Below are 19,351 nucleotides of genomic sequence, written 5' to 3'. Positions count from 1 at the left end.
TCAAGGGGATGCGGGGAGCACGAAGCCTCGCGTCGGTCGTACCGCCCGGGCGACGGCCGCCTCCGCTTCCTCGGTGATGTCCCGGCGGGTCGCGGGGTCAGCGCTGTCGAACACCCGCCATTCCCCGTCCGGGTTCTCGGCGTCCGCCGGGGAGGCGACCCCGCGAAGGCCCAGACGGTCGAGTTCACTGGCTACCCGCTCGGCTTCGTTCTCGTCCATGCATCCCACCCTCTCCGCGTTCAGTGGGGCCAGGCCAGCTGGACTTGCCACCCCCGCCCCCGCCTCCGCCGCCGTGCGTGGCGCAGTTCCCGGGGCGGATCGTCCCGCAACTGCCGGGGACCGGAGTGTGCGAGCAATTGGCAGCGACGGCCACCAGGGCGCGGGCGGGACGCGTCCAGAGGTCGTGGTCGGGGGTGTAGCCGGCTTCCTCGATCAGTGCGACGGTTCGGCGGCCCTGCTCTGTCGACGTGTGGGGTCTAACGGAGGCGGGGTCCGACCCGGCGGCCGCGGAGGGCGCGGCGCTCGTCCTCGGTGAGGCCGCCCCAGACGCCGTAGGGCTCGCGCACCGTGAGCGCGTGCTCCAGGCAGCGGGTGCGCACCGGGCAGGTCGCGCAGATCCGTTTGGCCGCCGCCTCGCGGTCGTCGTGCGCCTGCCCGCGTTCCCCGGACGGGTGGAAGAACAGCTGTGCGTCCTCGCTTCGGCATGCCGCCCGCAGTTGCCAGTCCCATTCCTGGTGGACGGCATCCGGGAGTCGCGATATCACCGTCACGAACAGCTCCTTTCGACAGGGTCGGCCTCCGTCGGGCCGATCGGCACGGGGCGCCGCCGCGTCCTGCCCGTGGCGGGCGGCGTGCGGCCCCTCCGTGCGGAAGGACGGTCGTTCGGCCGCCTGCCCCGGACCGGGCGGGGTATTCGCCGCTGTCCGAACCCGTGTCCCTGCCGTTCGCCGTCGGGCGCCGAAGGCCTAGCGGAGTGCTGCCACGACCAGGCCTTCCAGGGCCTCGCGGGCGACCTCGCCGCCGTTCACGAGCCGGTCGAAGACCAGGCCGTCGATGCAGGTCAGCAGGGTGTGGGTGCGGGTCTCCAGGTCCTGGACGCCGTGGGCGGCGAGGAACCGGCGGGCGGCCTCGCGGCCGGCGTTCTCGCGGGGTACGAGGATCTCGCGCAGTTCGGGGTCGCGGACGCTCTCGACGGTGCAGGCGTAGCGGGCGAGTGAGCGGCGGCGGCCCTCGCCGGTAAGGCGCTGCCGGGTCAGCAGCACCATGCCGTCGACCAGTTCGTCGACGGTGAGCAGCGGTGGGAGGTGTTCGGCCGTCGCCTGGAGCTCCGCCTGGTCGAGCTGGACGAGGCGGGCGACGAGTCCGGTGAGCAGCGCGGCCCGGGTGCGGAAGTACGCGGAGGTGGTGCCGGGGGGCAGCTGGGCGCGGCGGTCGACCGCGCGGTGGGTGAGGCCGCGGGCGCCTTCGTCGGCGAGTACGTCGAGAGCTGCGTCGGCGAGCAGGGTGCGGCGATCCGAGACCATGCTCCTTTCTACACCTGTAGTGCCTGCGGTAGCCTCATCCTTCTACAGGTGTAGAAGGATGAGGTGGGCGACATGGGTACCAGGGCAGTGGTCGTCGGGGGCGGCATCGGCGGGCTGGCCGCCGCGATCGGCCTGCACCGTGCCGGCTGGACGGTGGACGTGCTCGAACGCGCCACCGAGCCGGACGACGCGGGCGCTGGCATCTCGCTCGCCGCCAACGGACTGCGGGCCCTCGACGAACTCGGCGTCGGCGAGGCCGTCCGGGCAGCCTCGCGCGGCCAGTACAGCGGCGGCACCCGCACGCCCGGCGGCGGCCGGCTGGCCCGGATGGACGGTGCGGCGCTGGAGCGGGCGGTGGGCACCCCGATCATGGGTGTGCCGCGTGCCACCCTGCACCGGCTGCTGCGCGAGGCGCTGCCCGCCGGGGCCGTCCGGATCGGCGTGCGGGCGCGCTCGGCCGAGCAGGCCGGCCCGGACGCGGTGCGGGTCGACTGCGGGGACACGGTCCTGGGCGCCGACCTGGTGGTGGCGGCCGACGGCGCCGGCAGTCGCCTGCGCGGCCGGCTCTTCCCGGACCACCCCGGTCCGGCGTACAGCGGCTCGACCGTGCTCCGTGGCATCACCGACCGGCCGGTCGACCTGCGCGCCGACTTCGAACTGACCTGGGGGCGCGGCGCCGAGTTCGGGCACATCGCCTTCCTCGACGGGCGGGCCGAGTGGCACGCCGTCCTCACCCTCCCCGCCGGGACGCGGTTTCCCGACCCGCTGGGTGAACTGCGCCGACGGTTCGCCGGCTGGCACGAGCCGATCCCCGCCTTGCTCGCCGCGACCCGGCCGGACGCCGTGCTGCACCACGACGTCCGCGAACTGCGGACGCCGCTCCCCACGTACGCGGTCGGCCGGATCGCGCTGCTCGGCGACGCGGCCCACGCCATGACCCCCAACCTCGGGCAGGGCGCCTGCCAGGCCCTGGAGGACGCGGTCACCCTGGCCGCCGCGCTCGCCGACCGCCCGGGCGTCGACGCGGCGCTCGCCCACTACGACGCCGAGCGCCGTCCTCGCAGCCAGGCCGTGTCGCGGGCCGCCCGCCAGGCCGGCCGGATGGGACACCAGCTCGCGAACCCGCTGGCCGTCGCGCTGCGCAACACCGTCATGCGGGTCACCCCCTCGCGCGTCGCGACCCGGATGATCCTCCGCCACCACGCCTGGACCCCGCCGCCGTTGCGCCGGGCCGACGCCGCCCCGCCGACGCACCCCGGCCGGGCGGCGTGAACAATGGGCCCGTGCGGAAACGATCACTGACGGCCGCGGCCGTGAACCTGCTGCTCGGCGTTCCCGCGATCGTGCCGCTCTTCCTGCTGTGGTACTTCGCCTCGAACTGGCCGCTGGCCGCGATGGGTTGGACCGAGCGGGAGCCCACGGAGAACGACGGCGTGCTGCCGTGGGTGCTCTTCGCGGGGCCGGTGGTCACGGTGTTCGCCCTGGTGTGGTCGCTGGTCAACGTCCGCCTGTGGCGCCGGACGGCGCTGGCCGCGCGGGCGTACTGGCCGGGGAGCGTCGTGCTGACCCTGGCGCCCACGCTCGCCCTGATCGTCAACGGGCTGTAGCGCACTCCCTGAGGAGCTTTCAGGGATTCACGGGTTCCAGCCGCAGGTGCCGGGTCGGCCAGGGCGCCGGCTCGGCCGGGCCGAACCAGACGCGGACGTCCTCGCCGGTCCGGACGGGCAGGCGGGGGAAGTCGTTCTCGGCGTGCTCGGTGCGGTGCAGGGCGTGGCCCGGGCCCAGGTGGCGGGCCGCGTACCCGGCGAAGTCGGCGGCGTCGGTGGGGTGGCAGACGGTGGCGAGCACCTCCCGCGTGCCCGGCGCGGGTGTGAAGCCCGGTCCGCGCAGCAGCAGGACGTCGTCACTGTCGATCATGGTGGCGTTGGCCGCGTCCCGGTGCTCCTGCCAGACCGGGCCGGTGTAGAACGCCTCCAGGGCGCGCCGGCGGTGCGCCATGTCGGAGAACGCCCGCAGCCAGACGAACCGGTCCGGGTCGTCCAGGTCGCGGAACCGGCCGCCGACGGTGATGCCGACGTCCTGCTGACCCACCACGAACTCGCGCTCGAACAGCTCGACCAGCGTCTCCCGGGCACCGGGACGCAGGGTGTACTGCCGGAGTTCGACGATCTTCATGTCTTCCATGCGCCGCAGGGTAGGTCCGATCCGCTGACACCTCCTGTCAGTGGACCGGGTCCGCGCTTTTCTTTCCCCGGGGTGGAACCGTCCGTACGCCCACCGCCTCCCTAGTGGGCAGACGAAGACCTGTGGGGGGAAAGTGATTCGGGCAATCTTCACCAACGAGGCCGGGCTGCTGTGGGCCGTCGTGGCCGCGCTGATCGGTTCCGCCGTCCTCGCGGCGGTCGTGGCCAGGAGGCGCTCGGCCCCGGTCCTCCTACCGGCCTGCGCCGCGGCCTCCACCGCGCTCGTCCTCGCCGCCACCCTCTACCCGATCCACCCGGGCGCACCGGCCCCGCTGCTGTGCACCGTCCAGCGCGACCTGATCGCCGCGATGTCGAGCACGCAGGGCCTGATGAACATCGCCCTGTTCGTCCCGGCCGCCTTCTTCGGCGCCCTGCTCACCCGGCGTCCGGTCAGTACGGGCGTCGCCCTGGCCCTGCTCTCCGCGGCCGTCGAGGCGGTCCAGGCCGTGACCCCGGGCGTCGGGCGCAGCTGCGACACCGGCGATCTGTGGGACAACTCCCTCGGGGCCGCGCTCGGCTGCGGCCTGGCGTTCCTGTGGAGCCGCCGGGTGGGCCTCCGGCCGCTGGTCGCCGGCCGGCGCGAGGCCGTGCGCGGGGCCCTCGCGCTCGCCGGCGGAGTCGCGGTGGTCGCGACCGCGCTCGTTCCGTTCGTCACCGTCCTCCCCGCCGACGCCACGGAGAACACCCAGGCCGGGCCGGCCCAACGGGCCGCCGCCGCCAAGGCCTACCGGGACTTCTTCGGACCCGCCGCCGAGGCCGTGTCCGTCCAGTTCGTCCAAGGCTTCAACGGTCAGCCCGGCACCATCAGCACCACGGGCGCACACGGGAGTCTCACCCTCGGCTGGCCCGGCGGCGAACCGGCCACGGGGCTCGTCGGACCCCTTCCGGAGAACGCCCCGGGCGAGCTCACCGACGACGCGGCCGTCGCCGCCGCCACCCGGTTCGCCCGGGCCTACTTCCCGTGGGCCCTGACGGACAGTCGGACCCCCGTGGAGGTCCGACCGGACTCCGCCGGCGCCCGGAAGGTCGTGTGGCGGTCCCGGGTCGACGGCGTCCTCATGCCGATGGGCCTCGACGTGATCGTCACCGGGAGCGGCCAGGTCAGCTCGTTCTCCGCCCGGCACATCGACACGCCCGTCCTTCCCGGGGTGACCGTCGCCGAGGCGACCGCGCGGAGCACCGCGGTCGCGACCTACCCCGGGGCCGTCGTCACCAGCGCCGATCTCGTCGCCGAGCCCGACCGCAACGGTGCCTGGCAGCCGCACTGGGTGATCAGGCTGACGGCTCAGCAGGCCCAGGGGAGGTCCCGGCTCCTGCTGGTCGTCGTCGACGCCGCCACCGGTGCCGTCGTCCCCGTTCCCGGACGCTGAGGCCCTGTCCGACAGGCCGTAGGACCGGTCCGCGGGCCGTGCGTCCCGTCGCCCCTGGGTCAGGCGCCCACGGGTGTCGGGACGGGACGCGTCCTGCCCTCGTCCGCGGGGTCGGTGGCGGTGCGGTGGGCGCGTTCGACGGCCTGGCCCCAGTACGTGCCGGTGACCATGAGGACGGCGCCGAGGGAGGCCCACACGGTGAGGTGTTCGCCGCCGAGGCCGATGCCGATCGCGACGGCCCAGATCGGCTCGGTGCCGAGCAGCAGGCTGGCCCGGCTGGCGGAGGTGCGCTGGACGGCCCAGGTCTGGGCGAGGAAGGCGAAGACGCTGCAGAACAGGGCGAGGTAGAGCAGCTGCGACCAGGTGGCGGCGCTGCTGCCGGCCAGCTCGGGCAGGTGGGTCAGGACCGGTACGAGGAAGAGCACCGAGCCGACGACGGTCTGGACGGTCGTCAGGTGGAGCGCGTCCATGGGGTGGCGGGCGGTGAGCCGGCCGACCAGGGCGACGTGCCCGGCCCGGACGACCGCGGCGACCAGCATCAGGGCGTCGCCGAGCCGGAGCGCGTGCAGTCCGGTGCTGGAGGTGAGCAGGCCGACGGCCAGCACGCACAGGCCGGCGGCCGCGAAGAACGCCCAGGGCAGTCGGCGGCTTCCCGCGGTCCGGTCCACCAGCGGCGTCAGCACGATGGTCAGACTGATGATCAGCCCGGCGTTGGCCGCGCTGGTGTGCGCGATTCCGTACGTCTCCAGGGCCAGGACGGCCGCCTGCGTGACGCCCAGCACCGATCCGGCGCGGACCTCCGCGCGGGTCCACGCCCTGCGCCGGAAGGCGACCAGGCCGCCGCACGCCAGCGCGGAGATCGCGTACCGGGCGAACAGCACGGCGGCGACGGGCAGCGCGACGGTGGCGGTCTTGGCCGCCAGGTAGCTGGAACCCCAGACCAGGGCGATCAGGAACAGGACGGCATCGGTACGGCGTGCAACGGGCATGCCCCCACGCTGGACCACCTGCAGGTTGAAGACAATCACCAACCTCTAAAGCAAAGCTGTAGCAGGCCTACAATGTCCGCATGGACGAGCGGCAACTCCGGATCCTGCGGGAACTGGGAGAACTGGGCAGCGTCAGCGCGGTCGCCGAGGCCCTGCACGTGACGCCGTCCGCGATCTCCCAGCAACTGCGCCTGCTGCAGCGCTCGATCCCCGTCCCGCTCACCGAGCGCGCCGGGCGCCGGGTGGTGCTGACCGAGGCCGGGCAGGCCCTGGCCCGCGCGGCCATCGAGGTGGAGACGGCGCTGGCCCGGGCGCGGCACACCGTCACCGACTTCGCCGAGCAGCCCGACGGAGACGTCTCGCTGGCCGCCTTCCACAGCGCGGGCTCCACCTTCTTCCCCCTGCTGCTCCGCGGCCTCGCCGGGCCCGGCAACCCGCGCCTGTCGTTCGCCGACCAGGACGTCGCCCAGGACCGCTTCCCCGCCCTCACCCGCGACCACGACCTGGTGCTCGCCCACCGCCTCGACCACGCGCTGCCCTGGCCCCGCACCATCACCGCGGAGACGCTGCTGCGGGAGCCGCTCGACGTCGCCCTGCCGGCCGACCACCCGCTGGCCTCCCGGGCCGTGCTCTTCCCCCGCGACGTGGCCGACCAGCCCTGGATCACCGTCCACGACGGCTTCCCGCTGCTGTCCAGCATCGAGGCCGTCGCCAGCGTCGCGGGCCGCCGCCTCGACATCGTCCACCGGATCAACGAGTTCACCGTGGCCGCCGAGGTCGTGGCCGCCGGCGGCGGCCTGGCGCTGATGCCGCGCTGGACCGCCCGGGCGCACCCCGACCTCGTCCTGCGGCCGCTCGGCGACGTCCACGCCCTGCGCCACATCGACGTCCTCCACCGGCCCGAACGCACCGCCCGCCGCGCCGTCCGGACCGTCCTCGCCGAGCTGCGCCGCGCCGCCGCGGAGATCCAGGGCCGGGACACCGCCGTGCGCTAGGCCGGACGGTCGTCGGCGGCCAGGACCGTCGGCGCGACACGTGTGGACCTCGTCACATTGGCGCGTGAAAATACTAGGACGTCCTAGTATCCTGGAGTCATCTCCCGGCATCGAGAATGAGGGCTTCCATGAGCGACCTGCACCGCCCTGTGCACCCCGTCCGGCTGGTCACCGCGTCGGCGCTGTTCGACGGGCACGACGCGTCGATCAACATCATGCGGCGGATCTTCCAGTCGCAGGGGGCCGAGGTGATCCACCTCGGGCACAACCGGTCGGTCCAGGAGGTCGTCGACGCGGCGCTGGAGGAGGACGCGCACGGCGTCGCCGTCTCGTCGTACCAGGGCGGCCACGTCGAGTACTTCGAGTACCTGGTCGACCGGCTGCGTGAGCAGGGCGCCGGGCACATCCGGGTGGTCGGCGGCGGGGGCGGCGTGATCGTGCCCGAGGAGATCGTCCGGCTGCGCAACAGCGGGGTGACCATCTTCTCGCCCGAGGACGGCCAGCGGATGGGCCTGGCCGGCATGGTCAACTCGGTCGTCAAGGACTGCGACTTCGACCTGTGGGACGGCCGCGCCGCCGAGGTGGACGCGCTGCTCGCCGGCGACCGGTTCACGATCGCCCGCAGCATCACCGGCGCCGAGCTCGGCAAGCTGCCCGAGGAGTTCCTGGCCCAGGTGCGGGCCGCCGCCGCGGCGCGGGTGACCCCGGTCCTCGGCATCACCGGCACCGGCGGCTCCGGCAAGTCCTCGCTCACCGACGAGCTGGTCCGCCGCTTCCGCGTCGACCAGCAGGACAAGCTGCGGATCGCGGTCATCGCGGTCGACCCGACCCGGCGCCGCGGCGGCGGCGCGCTGCTGGGTGACCGGATCCGGATGAACTCCCTCGACGGCCGGCAGGTCTTCTTCCGCAGCCTCGCCACCCGCGGCAGCCACGAACTGCCCGAGCACCTCACCGACGTGATCGACGTCGTCAAGGCCGCCGGCTTCGACCTGGTGATCGTCGAGACGCCCGGCATCGGCCAGGGCGACGCGGCCATCGTGCCCTTCGTCGACACCTCGCTGTACGTGATGACGCCCGAGTTCGGCGCCGCCTCCCAGCTCGAGAAGATCGACATGCTCGACTTCGCCGACGTCGTCGCGATCAACAAGTTCGAGCGCCGCGGCGCCAAGGACGCGCTGCGCGACGTCGGACGCCAGCTGGTGCGCAACCGCGAGGCGTTCGGCAGCCGGCCCGAGGACATGCCGGTGTTCGGCACCTCCGCGGCCACCTTCAACGACGACGGCGTCACCGCGCTCTACCAGACCCTGCGGACCGCCCTCGCCGGGCACGGGCTGCCGGTGACCGAGGGCGCCCTGCCGGCGGTGTCCGTCCGCCACTCCTCCGGCATCCGCCAGGTCGTCCCCGCCGAGCGGGTCCGCTACCTCGCCGAGATCACCGAGACCGTCCGCGGCTACCACGCCGAGACCGAGCGCCTGGTCGAGGCGGCCCGGTCGGTCCAGCGTCTGGACGTCGTCCGGGGCCAGCTCGCCGACGCCGGCAGCGACGCGGCGAACGTCGAGTCGCTGCTGTCGACCGCCCGCAAGCAGCTCCCGCACGAGGTCACCGAGCAGATCGAGAACTGGCCCGCCGTGGTCGCCTCCTACTCCGGTGACGAGCAGGTCGTGGTCGTCCGGGACAAGGAGATCCGCACCAAGCTGACCCGCGAGTCGCTCTCCGGCAACCTGATCCCGCGCGTCGCGCTGCCCCGCTACGCCGACCACGGCGAACTGGTGGGCTTCTGGCGCCGCGAGAACCTGCCCGGCCTCTTCCCGTTCACCGCCGGCGTGTTCCCCTTCAAGCGGGACGGCGAGGACCCGGCCCGCATGTTCGCGGGCGAGGGCGACCCCTTCCGCACCAACCGCCGGTTCAAGCTGCTCTCCGAGGGCCAGCCCGCCACCCGGCTCTCCACCGCCTTCGACTCGGTCACCCTCTACGGCCGCGACCCCGGCGAGCGCCCCGACATCTACGGCAAGGTCGGCACCTCCGGCGTCTCGGTCGCGACGCTGGAGGACATGAAGGCGCTCTACGACGGCTTCGACCTCGTCGCGCCCAGCACCTCGGTGTCCATGACCATCAACGGTCCGGCGCCCACCGTGCTGGCGTTCTTCCTGAACACGGTGATCGACCAGCAGACCGAGGCCTTCCGCGCCGCCGAGGGCCGCGACCCGTCGCCGGAGGAGGCCGCCGGACTGCGCGCCCGCGCGCTGGCGAGCGTCCGCGGCACGGTGCAGGCCGACATCCTCAAGGAGGACCAGGGCCAGAACACCTGCCTGTTCTCCACCGAGTTCTCGCTGCGGATGATGGCCGACATCCAGGAGTGGTTCATCGCCAACAAGGTCCGCAACTTCTACTCCGTCTCCATCTCCGGCTACCACATCGCCGAAGCCGGCGCGAACCCGATCAGCCAGCTCGCCTTCACCCTCGCCAACGGCTTCACCTACGTCGAGGCCTACCTGGCCCGCGGCATGCACATCGACGACTTCGCGCCCAACCTGTCGTTCTTCTTCTCCAACGGCATGGACCCCGAGTACTCGGTGCTCGGCCGGGTCGCCCGCCGGATCTGGGCCGTCGCGATGAAGCAGAAGTACGGCGGCAACGAGCGCTCCCAGAAGCTGAAGTACCACGTGCAGACCTCGGGCCGCTCGCTGCACGCCCAGGAGATGGACTTCAACGACATCCGCACCACCCTGCAGGCGCTCATCGCGATCTACGACAACGCGAACTCGCTGCACACCAACGCGTACGACGAGGCCGTCACCACCCCGTCCGAGGAGTCGGTGCGCCGGGCGCTGGCCATCCAGCTCATCATCAACCGCGAGTGGGGCCTCGCCATGAACGAGAACCCCCTGCAGGGCTCGTTCGTCATCGACCAGCTCACCGACCTGGTCGAGCAGGCCGTGCTCGCCGAGTTCGACCGCATCAACGAGCGCGGCGGCGTCCTCGGCGCGATGGAGACCGGCTACCAGCGCGGCCGCATCCAGGACGAGTCGATGCTGTACGAGCAGCGCAAGCACGACGGCACCCTGCCCATCATCGGCGTCAACACCTTCCGGGCGCCCGGCGCCGGCGACGGCGAGCCCCAGCAGGTGGAGCTCGCCCGCGCCACCAGCGCCGAGAAGGAGTCCCAGCTGGAGCGCGTCCGCGCCTTCCAGGCGGGGCACGGCGCGGAGGCCGAGCAGGCGATCGCCCGCCTGAAGGCGGCCGCCATCGGCGGCGAGAACGTCTTCGAGGTCCTCATGGACGCCGCCCGGGTCTGCTCCCTGCAGCAGGTCACCGAGGCCTTCTTCGAGGTCGGCGGCCAGTACCGCCGCAACGTCTGACGCGGCGCCGCACCCCTCGGCAGCACCCTCTGCCCCGGCAGCGCCCTCTGCCCCGGCAGGCCTTCGGGCCCGCCGGGGCAGAGCGCTGTCCGGGGCCGACCGGGCGCTGCGGCCCGTCCCGCCGACGGCTCCTAACTCTCCGTCATCAGGCCCAGCATGGTCACCACGAACCCGACGGACCCCAACACGCAGAGCGCCACGGGGGCCTTCGCCAGCCAGCGCGGCCGGGGCTCCTTGAGAGTGCGGGAGCCGATCAGCAGGCCCCCGCCGACCAGAGCGAGCCCCATCACGGCGACCCCGGTCGGGAGGAGCACTCCGCTGCCCCAGATCCAGACGTCGTCGTCGACATACCGGGCACGCACCGAGTCCGAGTGCTCGCCCTTGCACCACCAGGGCTGGTCCGCCTGGTCGCCCCTGCACGAGCGCGACGTCAGGTACGCATCACCCGAACCGCCCCTCAGCTCCACGCCCTCGATCACCGGCCCGCCGTCGTCGGGCCGGAAGTCGCCGTAGCAGTGGTGCGTCCAGACGGTGCCACCGTGCTCGGTGGAGGACGAGTGATCCTGACACTCCGTCACCTTCAGCATGCCGCGATCGCCCACCAACCCGGCGCCCGCCAGGGTCTGCGACCCGAAGTGCACGAGCACCCAGAGCCCGACCGCCACCACGTTCAGCGCGACGTACCACAGACCGATCCGCCGCGCGGTGCCCCCACCCTCAGCTGCCATCCCTCCACGGTAGGCGCCGGGGGTGACAGGAGTCGGTCCCGTGGCAGCCCTGCTACGCACCCGTGACACAGGCCGGACGGGGCCGGGCCGGGACGGGCGGCTCAGGAGACCGGGACGTCGGGAACTCCACGCTGGGACGTGTTCCACCGATCCCGAGTCCCCTGGAGCCACCATGTTTGCCACGTACCGACGCCGCGCCGGCCTTGCCACGGCCGCCGCGGCCCTCACCTTCGTCGGGGCGCTGGGTGCCGGTGCCGCCGGCGCCGCGCCCGCGCGGGCAGCCGTGACCGGCGACGCCGGCTCCCAGGGCGCGCCCGCCCCGATGGACGTCTCGATGGGAGGAGGCACCGTCTTCACCAAGGGGGACAGGATCAGCACGGCGAAGGCCACGCTCACCCTGCTCTCCGACGGCAACCTCGTCGTCTACGACGAGTACGGCACCATCCGCTGGTCGGCGGGCACCCAGGGCGTGGGCGACCACGCCTACTTCCAGAGGGACGGCAACCTCGTCGTCTACAGCCCGTCGAACTACGCGGTCTGGTCGTCCGGCACCGCCGGCTACACCGACGCCAACCTCAACGTCCTGGAGAACGGCAACGTCGTCATCTGGTGGCGGGGATACGTGGTCTGGCAGACGTACACGGCCCACTGACCTCCGCTCGGCCCAGGCCGTGCCCGGGCCGGCGGCGGCGCCGCGTTGCTCCCATCCGGTGCCGCCCGCCCGGGCGAACCCGGGCCGGGTGTCCCTGCCGGGGCACCGGGCCCGGCCCGCGGGCGGCGGCCGTCGCCGGGTGGAGCGGCTCCCCGCGTGCTGAGCTGAAGACTCCGTTCACGCACCTCGGAGGAAGATTCCCCGTGTCCCGTCTCCGCCCGCTCGGCGTCGCCACCGGCTGCGCCGCCCTGGCCCTGGCCCTGCTCGCCGCCTCGCCCGCCACCGCGGTCGCGCCGCCGCTCTCCGATCCGCACGTGCTCGTCCACTTCGACCCGGCCCTCGGGCAGCTCGCCGAGAACATCGCCCTCGAACCCGACGGCTCCGCCGACGTCACCTTCATCGGTGCCCGCCAGGTCGCCCGCGTCGGCCTGGACGGCTCCGTGACCGTCCGGGCGACGCTGCCCCCGCCGACCGATCCCGACACCCCCGTGGTCCACTTCCCGGCCGCCACCGGTCTGGCCCGCGCCGAGGACGGCACCCTGTACATCGGCTACGCCACCGGCGACGAGCTCGCGGGCGTCTGGCGGCTGACCCCGGGCGGTGATCTCACCCAGCTCGCCGGCATCCCGAACAGTCTGATCAACGGCCTCACCCTGGACGAGCACAAGGGCACCGTCTACGCCGCCGACTCGGGGCGCGGCGTCGTCTGGCGGGTCTCCACCGCCACCGGCGAGGCGAGCGTCTGGGCCTCCGGCGCGGACCTGGAGCCGGCCGGCTTCGTCGGCGCCAACGGCGTCAGGAAGCACCACGGCGCGATCTGGGTCTCCAACTCCGACAAGGGCACCGTCCTGCGCATCCCGATCTGCCCCGACGGAACCTCGGGCCCGGTCGAGACCCGGATCACCGGACTGGACGGCATCGACGACTTCGGCTTCACCAGCTTCAAGGACGACGCGCTGCTCGCCGCCCTGAACACCTCCAGCAGGGTCGCGTACGTGACCGCCGACGGGGTCGCGTCCATCGTGCTGACCGCGGCGGACGGGCTCTCCAACCCCACCTCCGTGGCCGTGGACGAGCACCGGGTCTACGTCACCAGCGCCTCGTTCTTCGCCACCCCGCAGGACCCGAACCTGCTGCTGGCGCGCCTCGACCAGTAGGCGGAGGCGGCTCGGAGACGGTGGCCCGCGCGTCCTTGCCCAGCCGCGCGGGCCACCTGCTCGTGCCCGGTCAGACCAGGAGGTGGCGGGCGAGTTGTTCCCACTGCGGTACGGACGGGGAGTGGGGTGCGGGGGTCATGACGTGGAGGCTGACGTGGTCGGCCCCGGCGTCGAAGTGGTCCTGGACGCGGTGGGCGATGTCCTCGGCGCTGCCGTGCGCCACCAGGGCGTCGACCAGCCGTTCGTCGAGCGCGTCCGGATCGCGGTGGCCGAGACCCCGGAGCAGTTCGCGACGGTTCGGCAGGGCGGCCGCGGCCGTGCTGCGGGCCAGGTCGGCGGTGTCCGCCGGGTGGTGGCCGAGCACGCACAGCTGGGTGACGGCGAGCAGGGCGTCGTCCCCAAGGACGGTTCTGGCGGTGCGGGTGTACGCGCTGGGCATGCCCAGCACCGTGGCGCCCCGGGTGCGTGCGGCGGCGAGGGCGAGCAGGTCGGGACCGAGGGCGGCGAGCACGCGCTGCGGTGGTGCGGGCGGGCCGGGCGGCCCGAACGGGGCGGTGTCCAGGGCGTCGAGGTAGGCGCGCACGGTGGCGGCCGGCGGCCCGAAGCGATGGCCGCGGACGTCCTCGGCGATGCTCGGGTGGCTGTCCCACAGGCCGAGCAGGAACCGCCCGGGGTACGCCTCGTCCAGGGTGCGCTGCGCGGCGGCGGCCGTGACCGGGTCGCGGGCGTAGATGTCGGTCATGCCGGCGGCCACGGTGATCTGCCGGGTGGCCGACAGCAGGATCGCGGCCTGCGCCACGGCCTCCCGCCCGGTGGTCTCGGGGAACCACAGGGTGCCGTAGCCGAGGTTCTCGACCGCGGCCGCGGCCTTCCGGATCTCGGGGGCGGGGAGGTGGTCGAAGCCCCCTGCCCAGATCCCGACCCGTCCGAGGCGGTGGGACGCGGCCCCGCCCTCCGGGCCGGTCGTTCCCACCGTCGCGCCGGTGCTCGGCGTCGGTGTCATGTCCGTCCTCCATCGCGGCTGCGTGCGGAAGAGGGACCGCCCGCAAGTGGGGTTGCCCTCCGTTTCGTCTCCGCTACGATATGGAGGGCCGCCCCACTTATCAAGCCGTCAGGAGTGCCCGTGCCCGAGGACGCCGCCACCCCGCCGCGCCGACCGCTGCGCGCCGACGCCCGCCGCAACGTCGAGCGGATCGTGGTCGCTGCCGGGGCCTTGGTCGCCGAGCACGGCGCGGACGCCTCCCTGGAGGAGGTCGCCCGCCGCGCCGGTGTCGGCTCGGCCACCCTGCACCGTCACTTCCCGTCCCGGCAGGCGCTCCTGGAGGCGGTCTTCAAGGAGCGGGTGCAGGCCCTGTGCGCGAAGGCCGGCGAGCTGCTCGCCGACCCCGACCCGGGCGACGCCCTCGCCGGCTGGCTCCGCGCCGTCGCCACGCACGCCGTGGCCAACCGCGGACTGGGCGCCTCCCTGATGCGCGACGCCGACCCGGCCCTGGGCGAGAGCTGCCACGAGATGATCACCAGTGCCGGGGACGCCCTGCTCGTGCGGGCCCGAGCGGCCGGCGCGGTGCGTCCCGGGATCGCGATCGCCCAGGTGCTGAAGCTCGTCGGTGCCATCGCGCTGGCCACCGAGCAGGACGCCGACGGCCCGGCCGAGGCCGACGTCCTGCTCGCGATCGCGATGGACGGCGTCCGCGCGCGCTGACCCCCGCGGCCCGGCGGGGCGCGCGAGTATGCTGGCGGCGCGCCCGTCGGGAGGAGGATCGTGCCGCGGCAGCCCACCATGGCCGACATCGCCCGGCAGGCCGGGGTCACTCGGGTGGCCGTCTCCTACGCATTGAACGGGCCGTCCCGGTGTCTCGGAGGAGACGCGTCGGCGGATCCTCGACATCGCCCGCGACATCGGTTTCACCGGAGTCCGGCCGCTGCCTCGACATCCCCGGCGGCAGCACCGCGGACGGCACCCAGCTCCAGATCTGGGACTGCAACACCAACGCCTGGCAGAAGTGGACCCTGCCCGGCTGACACCGGAGCAGACACCCCGGCCGGACCCGGCGGCCGACCGGAGCATCCACCACGACGGGGAGTCGGGCCGCCCAGGGCCGGACTCCCCGTCGCGGCTACGCCTTCCAGGGATCCCCGTGGGGCAGGCAGCCGAAGGCCTGCAGCCGCTTGTCGACGTCCCTCAGGCCGGCCATGCCCGTCGCGAACTCCTCCCAGCCCTTGGCCTCCGTCTCCTTGGCCTGCTCCGGAGCCATGCTGGGCCCCGGATCGAGGGCCGAGGTGCTCAGGACGGTTTTCATCCCGGAACCGAGGTGCTCGATGGCGGCCGCCCAGGCGGCCTGGGTCTCCGGGTCGGGTATGGGGGTGTACGAGCGGGCGGCACGCACGGCCGCGAACGCCTTGTTCAGCTCGATGACCGCGCGGCCCTCGGCATGCTGCGCCTCGACCCTCGCGACGGAGCTGATCAGATCGTCGAGCTTGTCCGCCCCTCCGTTGCCGTACCAGAGGATCACCAGGGTGTCCATCGGCGTGGCGGCCGGCGACGGCGACGGCGAGGCCGTGGACGGCGTGGCGGAGGCGGACGCGGCGGAGGCGCTCGACGCGGCACCGGCCGGCTGGGTGCCCTCGGCCGACGGCGTGGTGGCGGAGCCGGAACAGGCGGCGAGCAGGAGTGCGGCGGCGACGGCGAACACCGGCGCCAGGACACGGACACGAGCAGGCATGGGACCTCCTGGCGGGCAGCGTCGGTCGCTGCCACTGACGGGCCATCAGGCTATCCGCCGCCTCCGACGCTCGAACGGTCGCTGGGCCGGCCCGTCCGTCGGGAGCGGGAGAGGTGGGAGGATGACGCGGTGTCCGACTCCCTGCACGAACCGTGGCTGCGCGGCATCGCCCTCAACCCGGCGGCGCCCTCCGACGTCCTGATACGCCTGATGGACCGGGCGGCCGGCGAGGCCGGCCCGCTGATGTGCCAAGGCCGGAACCTGCCCGACGCCGTCATCGACGCGGCCCTGCGCCACCCGGACAGGAAGATTCGCCGCGCGCTCGCCCGCAACCGGCACGTCGACCCGGCCCGACTCGCCCCCTTGGCAACGGACCCGTCGACGCTCGTGCGCGGGTGGCTCGCCTCCGGCGGCCCCCACCCCCGTCCCCGGTGGGTCCGACCGCTTCCGGACGACATCCTCGTCGCCCTCCTGACCGCCCAGGGAGGGGACGGCGACGGCATGCTCGCCGCGAACGAGATCATCGCGGAGCTCGACTCGTCCCAGCAGATCCCGCTGTCGTTCTACCGCTCCATGGCCGACCACGAGCACCCCGCACTCCGGCTCCGGGCCACCCTGAGATGGCAGTCGCTCGCTCCGGCGCAGCGCGAGGCCCTGCTCGACGACCCCGATCCCGCCGTACGGGAAGCCGCGCAGGACGGGAACTGGGTGCTGGACCCGGAACGGGTGGAGGCCACGCTGCCGTCATTCGCGCGCGGCAAGCTGTCCGTGTTCGGCTCGTGCGCACTGTCCCCCGCGCTCGTCGAGCAGTGCTTCGCGGACGGCGAGGTGCGCCCCCTGACCTGGAACCCCCATACCCCGGCCGACGCCCTGGCCCGGCTCGCCCGTCACCCCGAGGCGCAGGTCCGCGCACTGGTCGCCGCCCGGCCCGACCTGGCACCCGACCTGGTCGCGGAGCTGCGGGAGGACCCGGACGAGGCCGTACGCAGGCGCGCACGCCTCCACCCCGGGCCCCGCACCTGGGCCGAGTACTGGGCGATCGAGAAGGTCATCGGGCACGGCCCGGACTGCACCTGCCCGATCGTCGAGCCGGGCTCCGAGCCGACCTCCGACTGGTACGCCGCTTGCGCGCTGTCCGAGGAGGCTGAGCTGCGCCGGGTCGCGGCGAGCTCGCCGCTCCTGCCCGCGGAACTCGCCTGCACACTCGCACAGGACGACGACGAGGAAGTACGGATCCGGCTGGCCTGCCACCACCCGCTGGCTCCGCCCCACCTCCTCCTGGACGTCTTCGTCACCCGCCCGGCCCACCGTCCGCACCTGCTGACCCTGCCCGCGTTCCCCCGCACCGGCCTCAGCCACCTCGTCGGCCACCCGGACCCCGAGGTGCGCGCCCTGGCTGCGGCCGATCCCGCCCTGCCCGAACCCCCGGTGGACGACCTCGACCCGTCGGTGTGCCGGGCCGCCGCCGCCAACCCGAGCCTGACACCGGAGGCCCTGGAGGCGCTCCTCGCCGACCCCCGCACCGCGGAGGGCGCCGCGGCCAACCCGTCCCTCCCCGTCGCCCGCATGCACGCCCTCCTCGACCACTGCCGTCAGGCGGGCGCCGGCGCGCCGGGCGGGAGCGCCTGCTCGGACCAGATGGTCTTGCCGTGCTGCCCGTAGCGGCTGCCCCACCGTCGGGAGAGTTGGGCGATCAGGAACAGGCCGCGGCCGCCCTCGTCGGTGGTGCGGGCGCGGCGCAGCCGCGGCTGGGTGTTGCTGGGGTCGCTGACTTCGCAGATGAGCGTGGTGTCGTGGATCAGGCGCAGGCCGACGGGCCCGCCCGCGTAGCGGATGGCGTTGGTGACCAGCTCGCTGACGATCAGTTCGGTGGTGAAGGCGAGCTCGTCGAGCGCCCACTCGGCGAGCTTCCCGGTGACCACGGCACGCGCGGTGGCGACCGCGGAGGGGTCGGACGGGAACTCCCAGGACGCGACGGCGCCCGCGGGCAGCGGCCGGGCGCGGGCGAGCAGGAGGGCGGTGTCGTCGCGCGACGGCAGGTCGGCGCCTTCGGAGACGAGGGCCCGGCCGAGTGCGGTCAGGCCGGGTCCGGACCTCCGCAGGTCGGCCAGCCGGTCGGCCAGGCGGTCGAGGTCGCCGCCGAAGCGGTGGACCAGGCCGTCCGTGTAGAGCGCGAGGAGGCTGCCGGGAGGGAGGTCCACGGTGGCCGTCTCGAAAGGCAGGCCGCCCACCCCGAGCGGTGGACCCGGGCGCACCGCCACCGGTCCGACGGTGCCGTCCGGGGTGGCGAGGAGCGGCGGAGGGTGGCCCGCGGAGGCCAGCACGCACCGCCCGGTCACCGGGTCGTGGAGCACCACCAGGCAGGTCGCCCCGACGGTGTCGCGCTGCCCGGGGTCGGCCTCGGCCGCCGAGCGCGTCACCAGGCCGTCGAGGTGGGTGAGCAGTTCGTCGGGGGCGAGTTCGAGGTCCGCGAGGGTCTGGACGGCGGTGCGCAGCCTGCCCATGGTGGCGGTCGCGTGGAGCCCGTGGCCGGTGACGTCCCCGACGACCAGGGCCGTGCGCAGCGAGGGCAGGGCGATCGCGTCGAACCAGTCGCCGCCGATTCCGGCGCCGCCGGTGGCGGGCAGGTAGTGGCCCGTGGTCTCCAGCGTGCTGGTGCGGGTGGTGGCGCGCGGCAGCAGGCGCTGCTGGAGGGCGACGGCGGCCCGGTGCTCGCGGCTGTAGCGGCGGGCGTTGTCGACGGCGAGGGCGGCGTGCGCGGCGATCTCGGTCAGCAGGTCGGCGTCCTGGCGGTCGAAGGGCTCCGGGCGTTCGGCGCGCCACACGGCGGCCACGCCGAGGACGAGGCCGCGGGCGAAGAGCGGGGCGACGGCGAGCGAGTGCCCCTTCTCGGGGGCGGTGGCGCGGACGAAGTCCGGATCCGCGAGGCCGCGTTCGAGGGTCGCCCGGTCGACGACCACGGCCCGTCCCTCCTGGAGGACGCGGACCATGCGGCGGTCCGGGAACGGCGGGATGGCCTCGCCCTTCCGGATGAGCTCGGCGGGCCAGTCGCCGTGGGCCGCGTGCACGGCTGCCCGGCGCAGGTGCATGTCGCCTCCGCCGAAGGTCCTGGGCGGTTCGTCGCCGCGCAGGACGGCGTCGGCCAGGTCGACCCAGGCCAGGTCACCGAAGGCGGGGGCGAGGGCGTCCGCGAGGTCCTGGGCGGTGCGGGAGACGTCCAGTGAGCGGCCGACGGTGCTGGAGATCCGGTGGCGCAGTTCGAGCCGGCGGGCCGCCCGGAAGTGCGCGGTGGCGTCGGTGAGCAGGACGGCGACGCCTCCGGGCAGGCCCTGTCCGTCCTCCAGCCGGAGGGCGGACACGGAGAAGGAGTACTCCTCGGCCGGGTCGCCGAGCGCGCGGACCCGCTGTTCACGGGCGGCCACCGGTACGCCGGTCTCCAGCACGCCGCGCAGGACGGCCTCGCTCTCCGCGGCGTCCTGCGGGTGCATCACGTCGGCCAGCCGGGGGGGGGGGGGGGGGGGGGGGGGGGGGGGGGGGGGGGCCGGCGGGGGGGGGGGGGGGGGGGGGGCGCCGGGGGGGGGGGGGGCGCGGGCGGGCGCGCCGCCCCCCGGC

18 protein-coding genes and 1 pseudogene are annotated in these 19,351 nt (G+C 74.1%); 10 read left to right on the top strand and 9 right to left on the bottom strand.

The genetic code is table 11. The features are described 5' to 3' along the window. From ACGFX4_RS31660 to ACGFX4_RS31650, 3 genes are all read right to left on the bottom strand, one after another. Positions 1 to 219 (bottom strand): hypothetical protein, encoded by a 219-nt coding sequence (locus ACGFX4_RS31660; protein WP_393081688.1) that lies wholly within the window; start codon positions 217 to 219, stop codon positions 1 to 3. Between the two features lie 257 nt (positions 220 to 476). Next, positions 477 to 770, bottom strand: coding sequence for a WhiB family transcriptional regulator (locus ACGFX4_RS31655; RefSeq protein ID WP_393081686.1), 294 nt, complete (start codon positions 768 to 770; stop codon positions 477 to 479). A 195-nt stretch (positions 771 to 965) separates the two neighbouring features. Beyond that, on the bottom strand, positions 966 to 1,523 hold the full coding sequence (locus ACGFX4_RS31650; protein ID WP_393081683.1) for a TetR/AcrR family transcriptional regulator: 558 nt from the start codon (positions 1,521 to 1,523) through the stop codon (positions 966 to 968). Between the two features lie 72 nt (positions 1,524 to 1,595). Here ACGFX4_RS31650 and ACGFX4_RS31645 point away from each other — a divergent pair, with 72 nt between their 5' ends. Both ACGFX4_RS31645 and ACGFX4_RS31640 read left to right on the top strand, forming a co-directional pair. Then, entirely contained in the window at positions 1,596 to 2,795 is a 1,200-nt protein-coding gene (locus tag ACGFX4_RS31645) for an FAD-dependent monooxygenase (protein WP_393081681.1), read from the top strand. A gap of 11 nt (positions 2,796 to 2,806) precedes the next feature. Then, complete coding sequence (locus ACGFX4_RS31640; protein WP_393081678.1) at positions 2,807 to 3,130, top strand: hypothetical protein; 324 nt, start codon at positions 2,807 to 2,809, stop codon at positions 3,128 to 3,130. A gap of 19 nt (positions 3,131 to 3,149) precedes the next feature. Here the strand turns inward: ACGFX4_RS31640 and ACGFX4_RS31635 are convergent, their stop codons facing one another. Further along, positions 3,150 to 3,707, bottom strand: coding sequence for an NIPSNAP family protein (locus ACGFX4_RS31635; RefSeq protein WP_393081675.1), 558 nt, complete (start codon positions 3,705 to 3,707; stop codon positions 3,150 to 3,152). Between the two features lie 133 nt (positions 3,708 to 3,840). Between ACGFX4_RS31635 and ACGFX4_RS31630 the strand changes: the two genes are divergently transcribed. After that, positions 3,841 to 5,136 carry a VanZ family protein gene (locus ACGFX4_RS31630; RefSeq protein ID WP_393081673.1) on the top strand — a complete coding sequence of 432 codons (1,296 nt, stop codon included), beginning with the start codon at positions 3,841 to 3,843 and terminating at the stop codon, positions 5,134 to 5,136. Positions 5,137 to 5,195: 59 nt separating this feature from the next. Here the strand turns inward: ACGFX4_RS31630 and ACGFX4_RS31625 are convergent, their stop codons facing one another. Then, positions 5,196 to 6,125: a DMT family transporter gene (locus tag ACGFX4_RS31625; RefSeq protein ID WP_393081671.1), complete on the bottom strand. Its 930-nt coding sequence runs from the start codon at positions 6,123 to 6,125 to the stop codon at positions 5,196 to 5,198. Positions 6,126 to 6,205: 80 nt separating this feature from the next. Here ACGFX4_RS31625 and ACGFX4_RS31620 point away from each other — a divergent pair, with 80 nt between their 5' ends. Further along, the gene (locus tag ACGFX4_RS31620; RefSeq protein WP_393081668.1) at positions 6,206 to 7,120 is read left to right on the top strand and encodes a LysR family transcriptional regulator; all 915 of its coding nucleotides are present in this window, start codon (positions 6,206 to 6,208) and stop codon (positions 7,118 to 7,120) included. 128 nt (positions 7,121 to 7,248) lie between these two features. Continuing rightward, on the top strand, positions 7,249 to 10,479 hold the full coding sequence (gene icmF / locus ACGFX4_RS31615; protein ID WP_393081665.1) for a fused isobutyryl-CoA mutase/GTPase IcmF: 3,231 nt from the start codon (positions 7,249 to 7,251) through the stop codon (positions 10,477 to 10,479). A 131-nt stretch (positions 10,480 to 10,610) separates the two neighbouring features. On the opposite strand, the gene ACGFX4_RS31610 is transcribed toward icmF, so the two are convergent. Continuing rightward, positions 10,611 to 11,207, bottom strand: a complete 597-nt coding sequence (locus ACGFX4_RS31610; protein ID WP_393081662.1) for a hypothetical protein — start codon at positions 11,205 to 11,207, stop codon at positions 10,611 to 10,613. A 172-nt stretch (positions 11,208 to 11,379) separates the two neighbouring features. On the opposite strand from ACGFX4_RS31610, the gene ACGFX4_RS31605 reads away from it, so the two are divergent. Then, complete coding sequence (locus ACGFX4_RS31605) at positions 11,380 to 11,859, top strand: hypothetical protein (RefSeq protein ID WP_393081659.1); 480 nt, start codon at positions 11,380 to 11,382, stop codon at positions 11,857 to 11,859. Positions 11,860 to 12,062: 203 nt separating this feature from the next. Then, positions 12,063 to 13,016 carry an SMP-30/gluconolactonase/LRE family protein gene (locus ACGFX4_RS31600; protein WP_393081657.1) on the top strand — a complete coding sequence of 318 codons (954 nt, stop codon included), beginning with the start codon at positions 12,063 to 12,065 and terminating at the stop codon, positions 13,014 to 13,016. Between the two features lie 70 nt (positions 13,017 to 13,086). Here the strand turns inward: ACGFX4_RS31600 and ACGFX4_RS31595 are convergent, their stop codons facing one another. Further along, positions 13,087 to 14,019, bottom strand: coding sequence for a TIGR03620 family F420-dependent LLM class oxidoreductase (locus tag ACGFX4_RS31595; RefSeq protein ID WP_393081654.1), 933 nt, complete (start codon positions 14,017 to 14,019; stop codon positions 13,087 to 13,089). A 120-nt stretch (positions 14,020 to 14,139) separates the two neighbouring features. Between ACGFX4_RS31595 and ACGFX4_RS31590 the strand changes: the two genes are divergently transcribed. Then, positions 14,140 to 14,718 (top strand): TetR/AcrR family transcriptional regulator, encoded by a 579-nt coding sequence (locus tag ACGFX4_RS31590; RefSeq protein ID WP_393081652.1) that lies wholly within the window; start codon positions 14,140 to 14,142, stop codon positions 14,716 to 14,718. A gap of 149 nt (positions 14,719 to 14,867) precedes the next feature. Next, on the top strand, positions 14,868 to 15,038 hold the full coding sequence (locus tag ACGFX4_RS31585) for an RICIN domain-containing protein (protein WP_393081649.1): 171 nt from the start codon (positions 14,868 to 14,870) through the stop codon (positions 15,036 to 15,038). 95 nt (positions 15,039 to 15,133) lie between these two features. Here ACGFX4_RS31585 and ACGFX4_RS31580 read toward each other — a convergent pair whose 3' ends face one another. Then, on the bottom strand, positions 15,134 to 15,739 hold the full coding sequence (locus ACGFX4_RS31580) for a hypothetical protein (protein WP_393081646.1): 606 nt from the start codon (positions 15,737 to 15,739) through the stop codon (positions 15,134 to 15,136). 129 nt (positions 15,740 to 15,868) lie between these two features. Between ACGFX4_RS31580 and ACGFX4_RS31575 the strand changes: the two genes are divergently transcribed. Further along, positions 15,869 to 17,401, top strand: a complete 1,533-nt coding sequence (locus ACGFX4_RS31575; RefSeq protein WP_393081643.1) for a hypothetical protein — start codon at positions 15,869 to 15,871, stop codon at positions 17,399 to 17,401. Here ACGFX4_RS31575 and ACGFX4_RS31570 read toward each other — a convergent pair. Next, positions 17,332 to 19,263, bottom strand: a pseudogene (locus tag ACGFX4_RS31570) (SpoIIE family protein phosphatase); the annotation flags it as partial. The gene ACGFX4_RS31575 and the pseudogene ACGFX4_RS31570 sit on opposite strands and share 70 nt — an antisense overlap. Positions 19,264 to 19,351 lie beyond the last annotated feature (88 nt).

This window comes from Kitasatospora sp. NPDC048365 (assembly GCF_043200835.1).
Lineage (GTDB): Bacteria > Actinomycetota > Actinomycetes > Streptomycetales > Streptomycetaceae > Kitasatospora > Kitasatospora terrestris.
The sequence above is the reverse complement of the archived record's forward strand: the minus strand, read 5'-3'. Positions and strand labels throughout refer to the sequence as shown.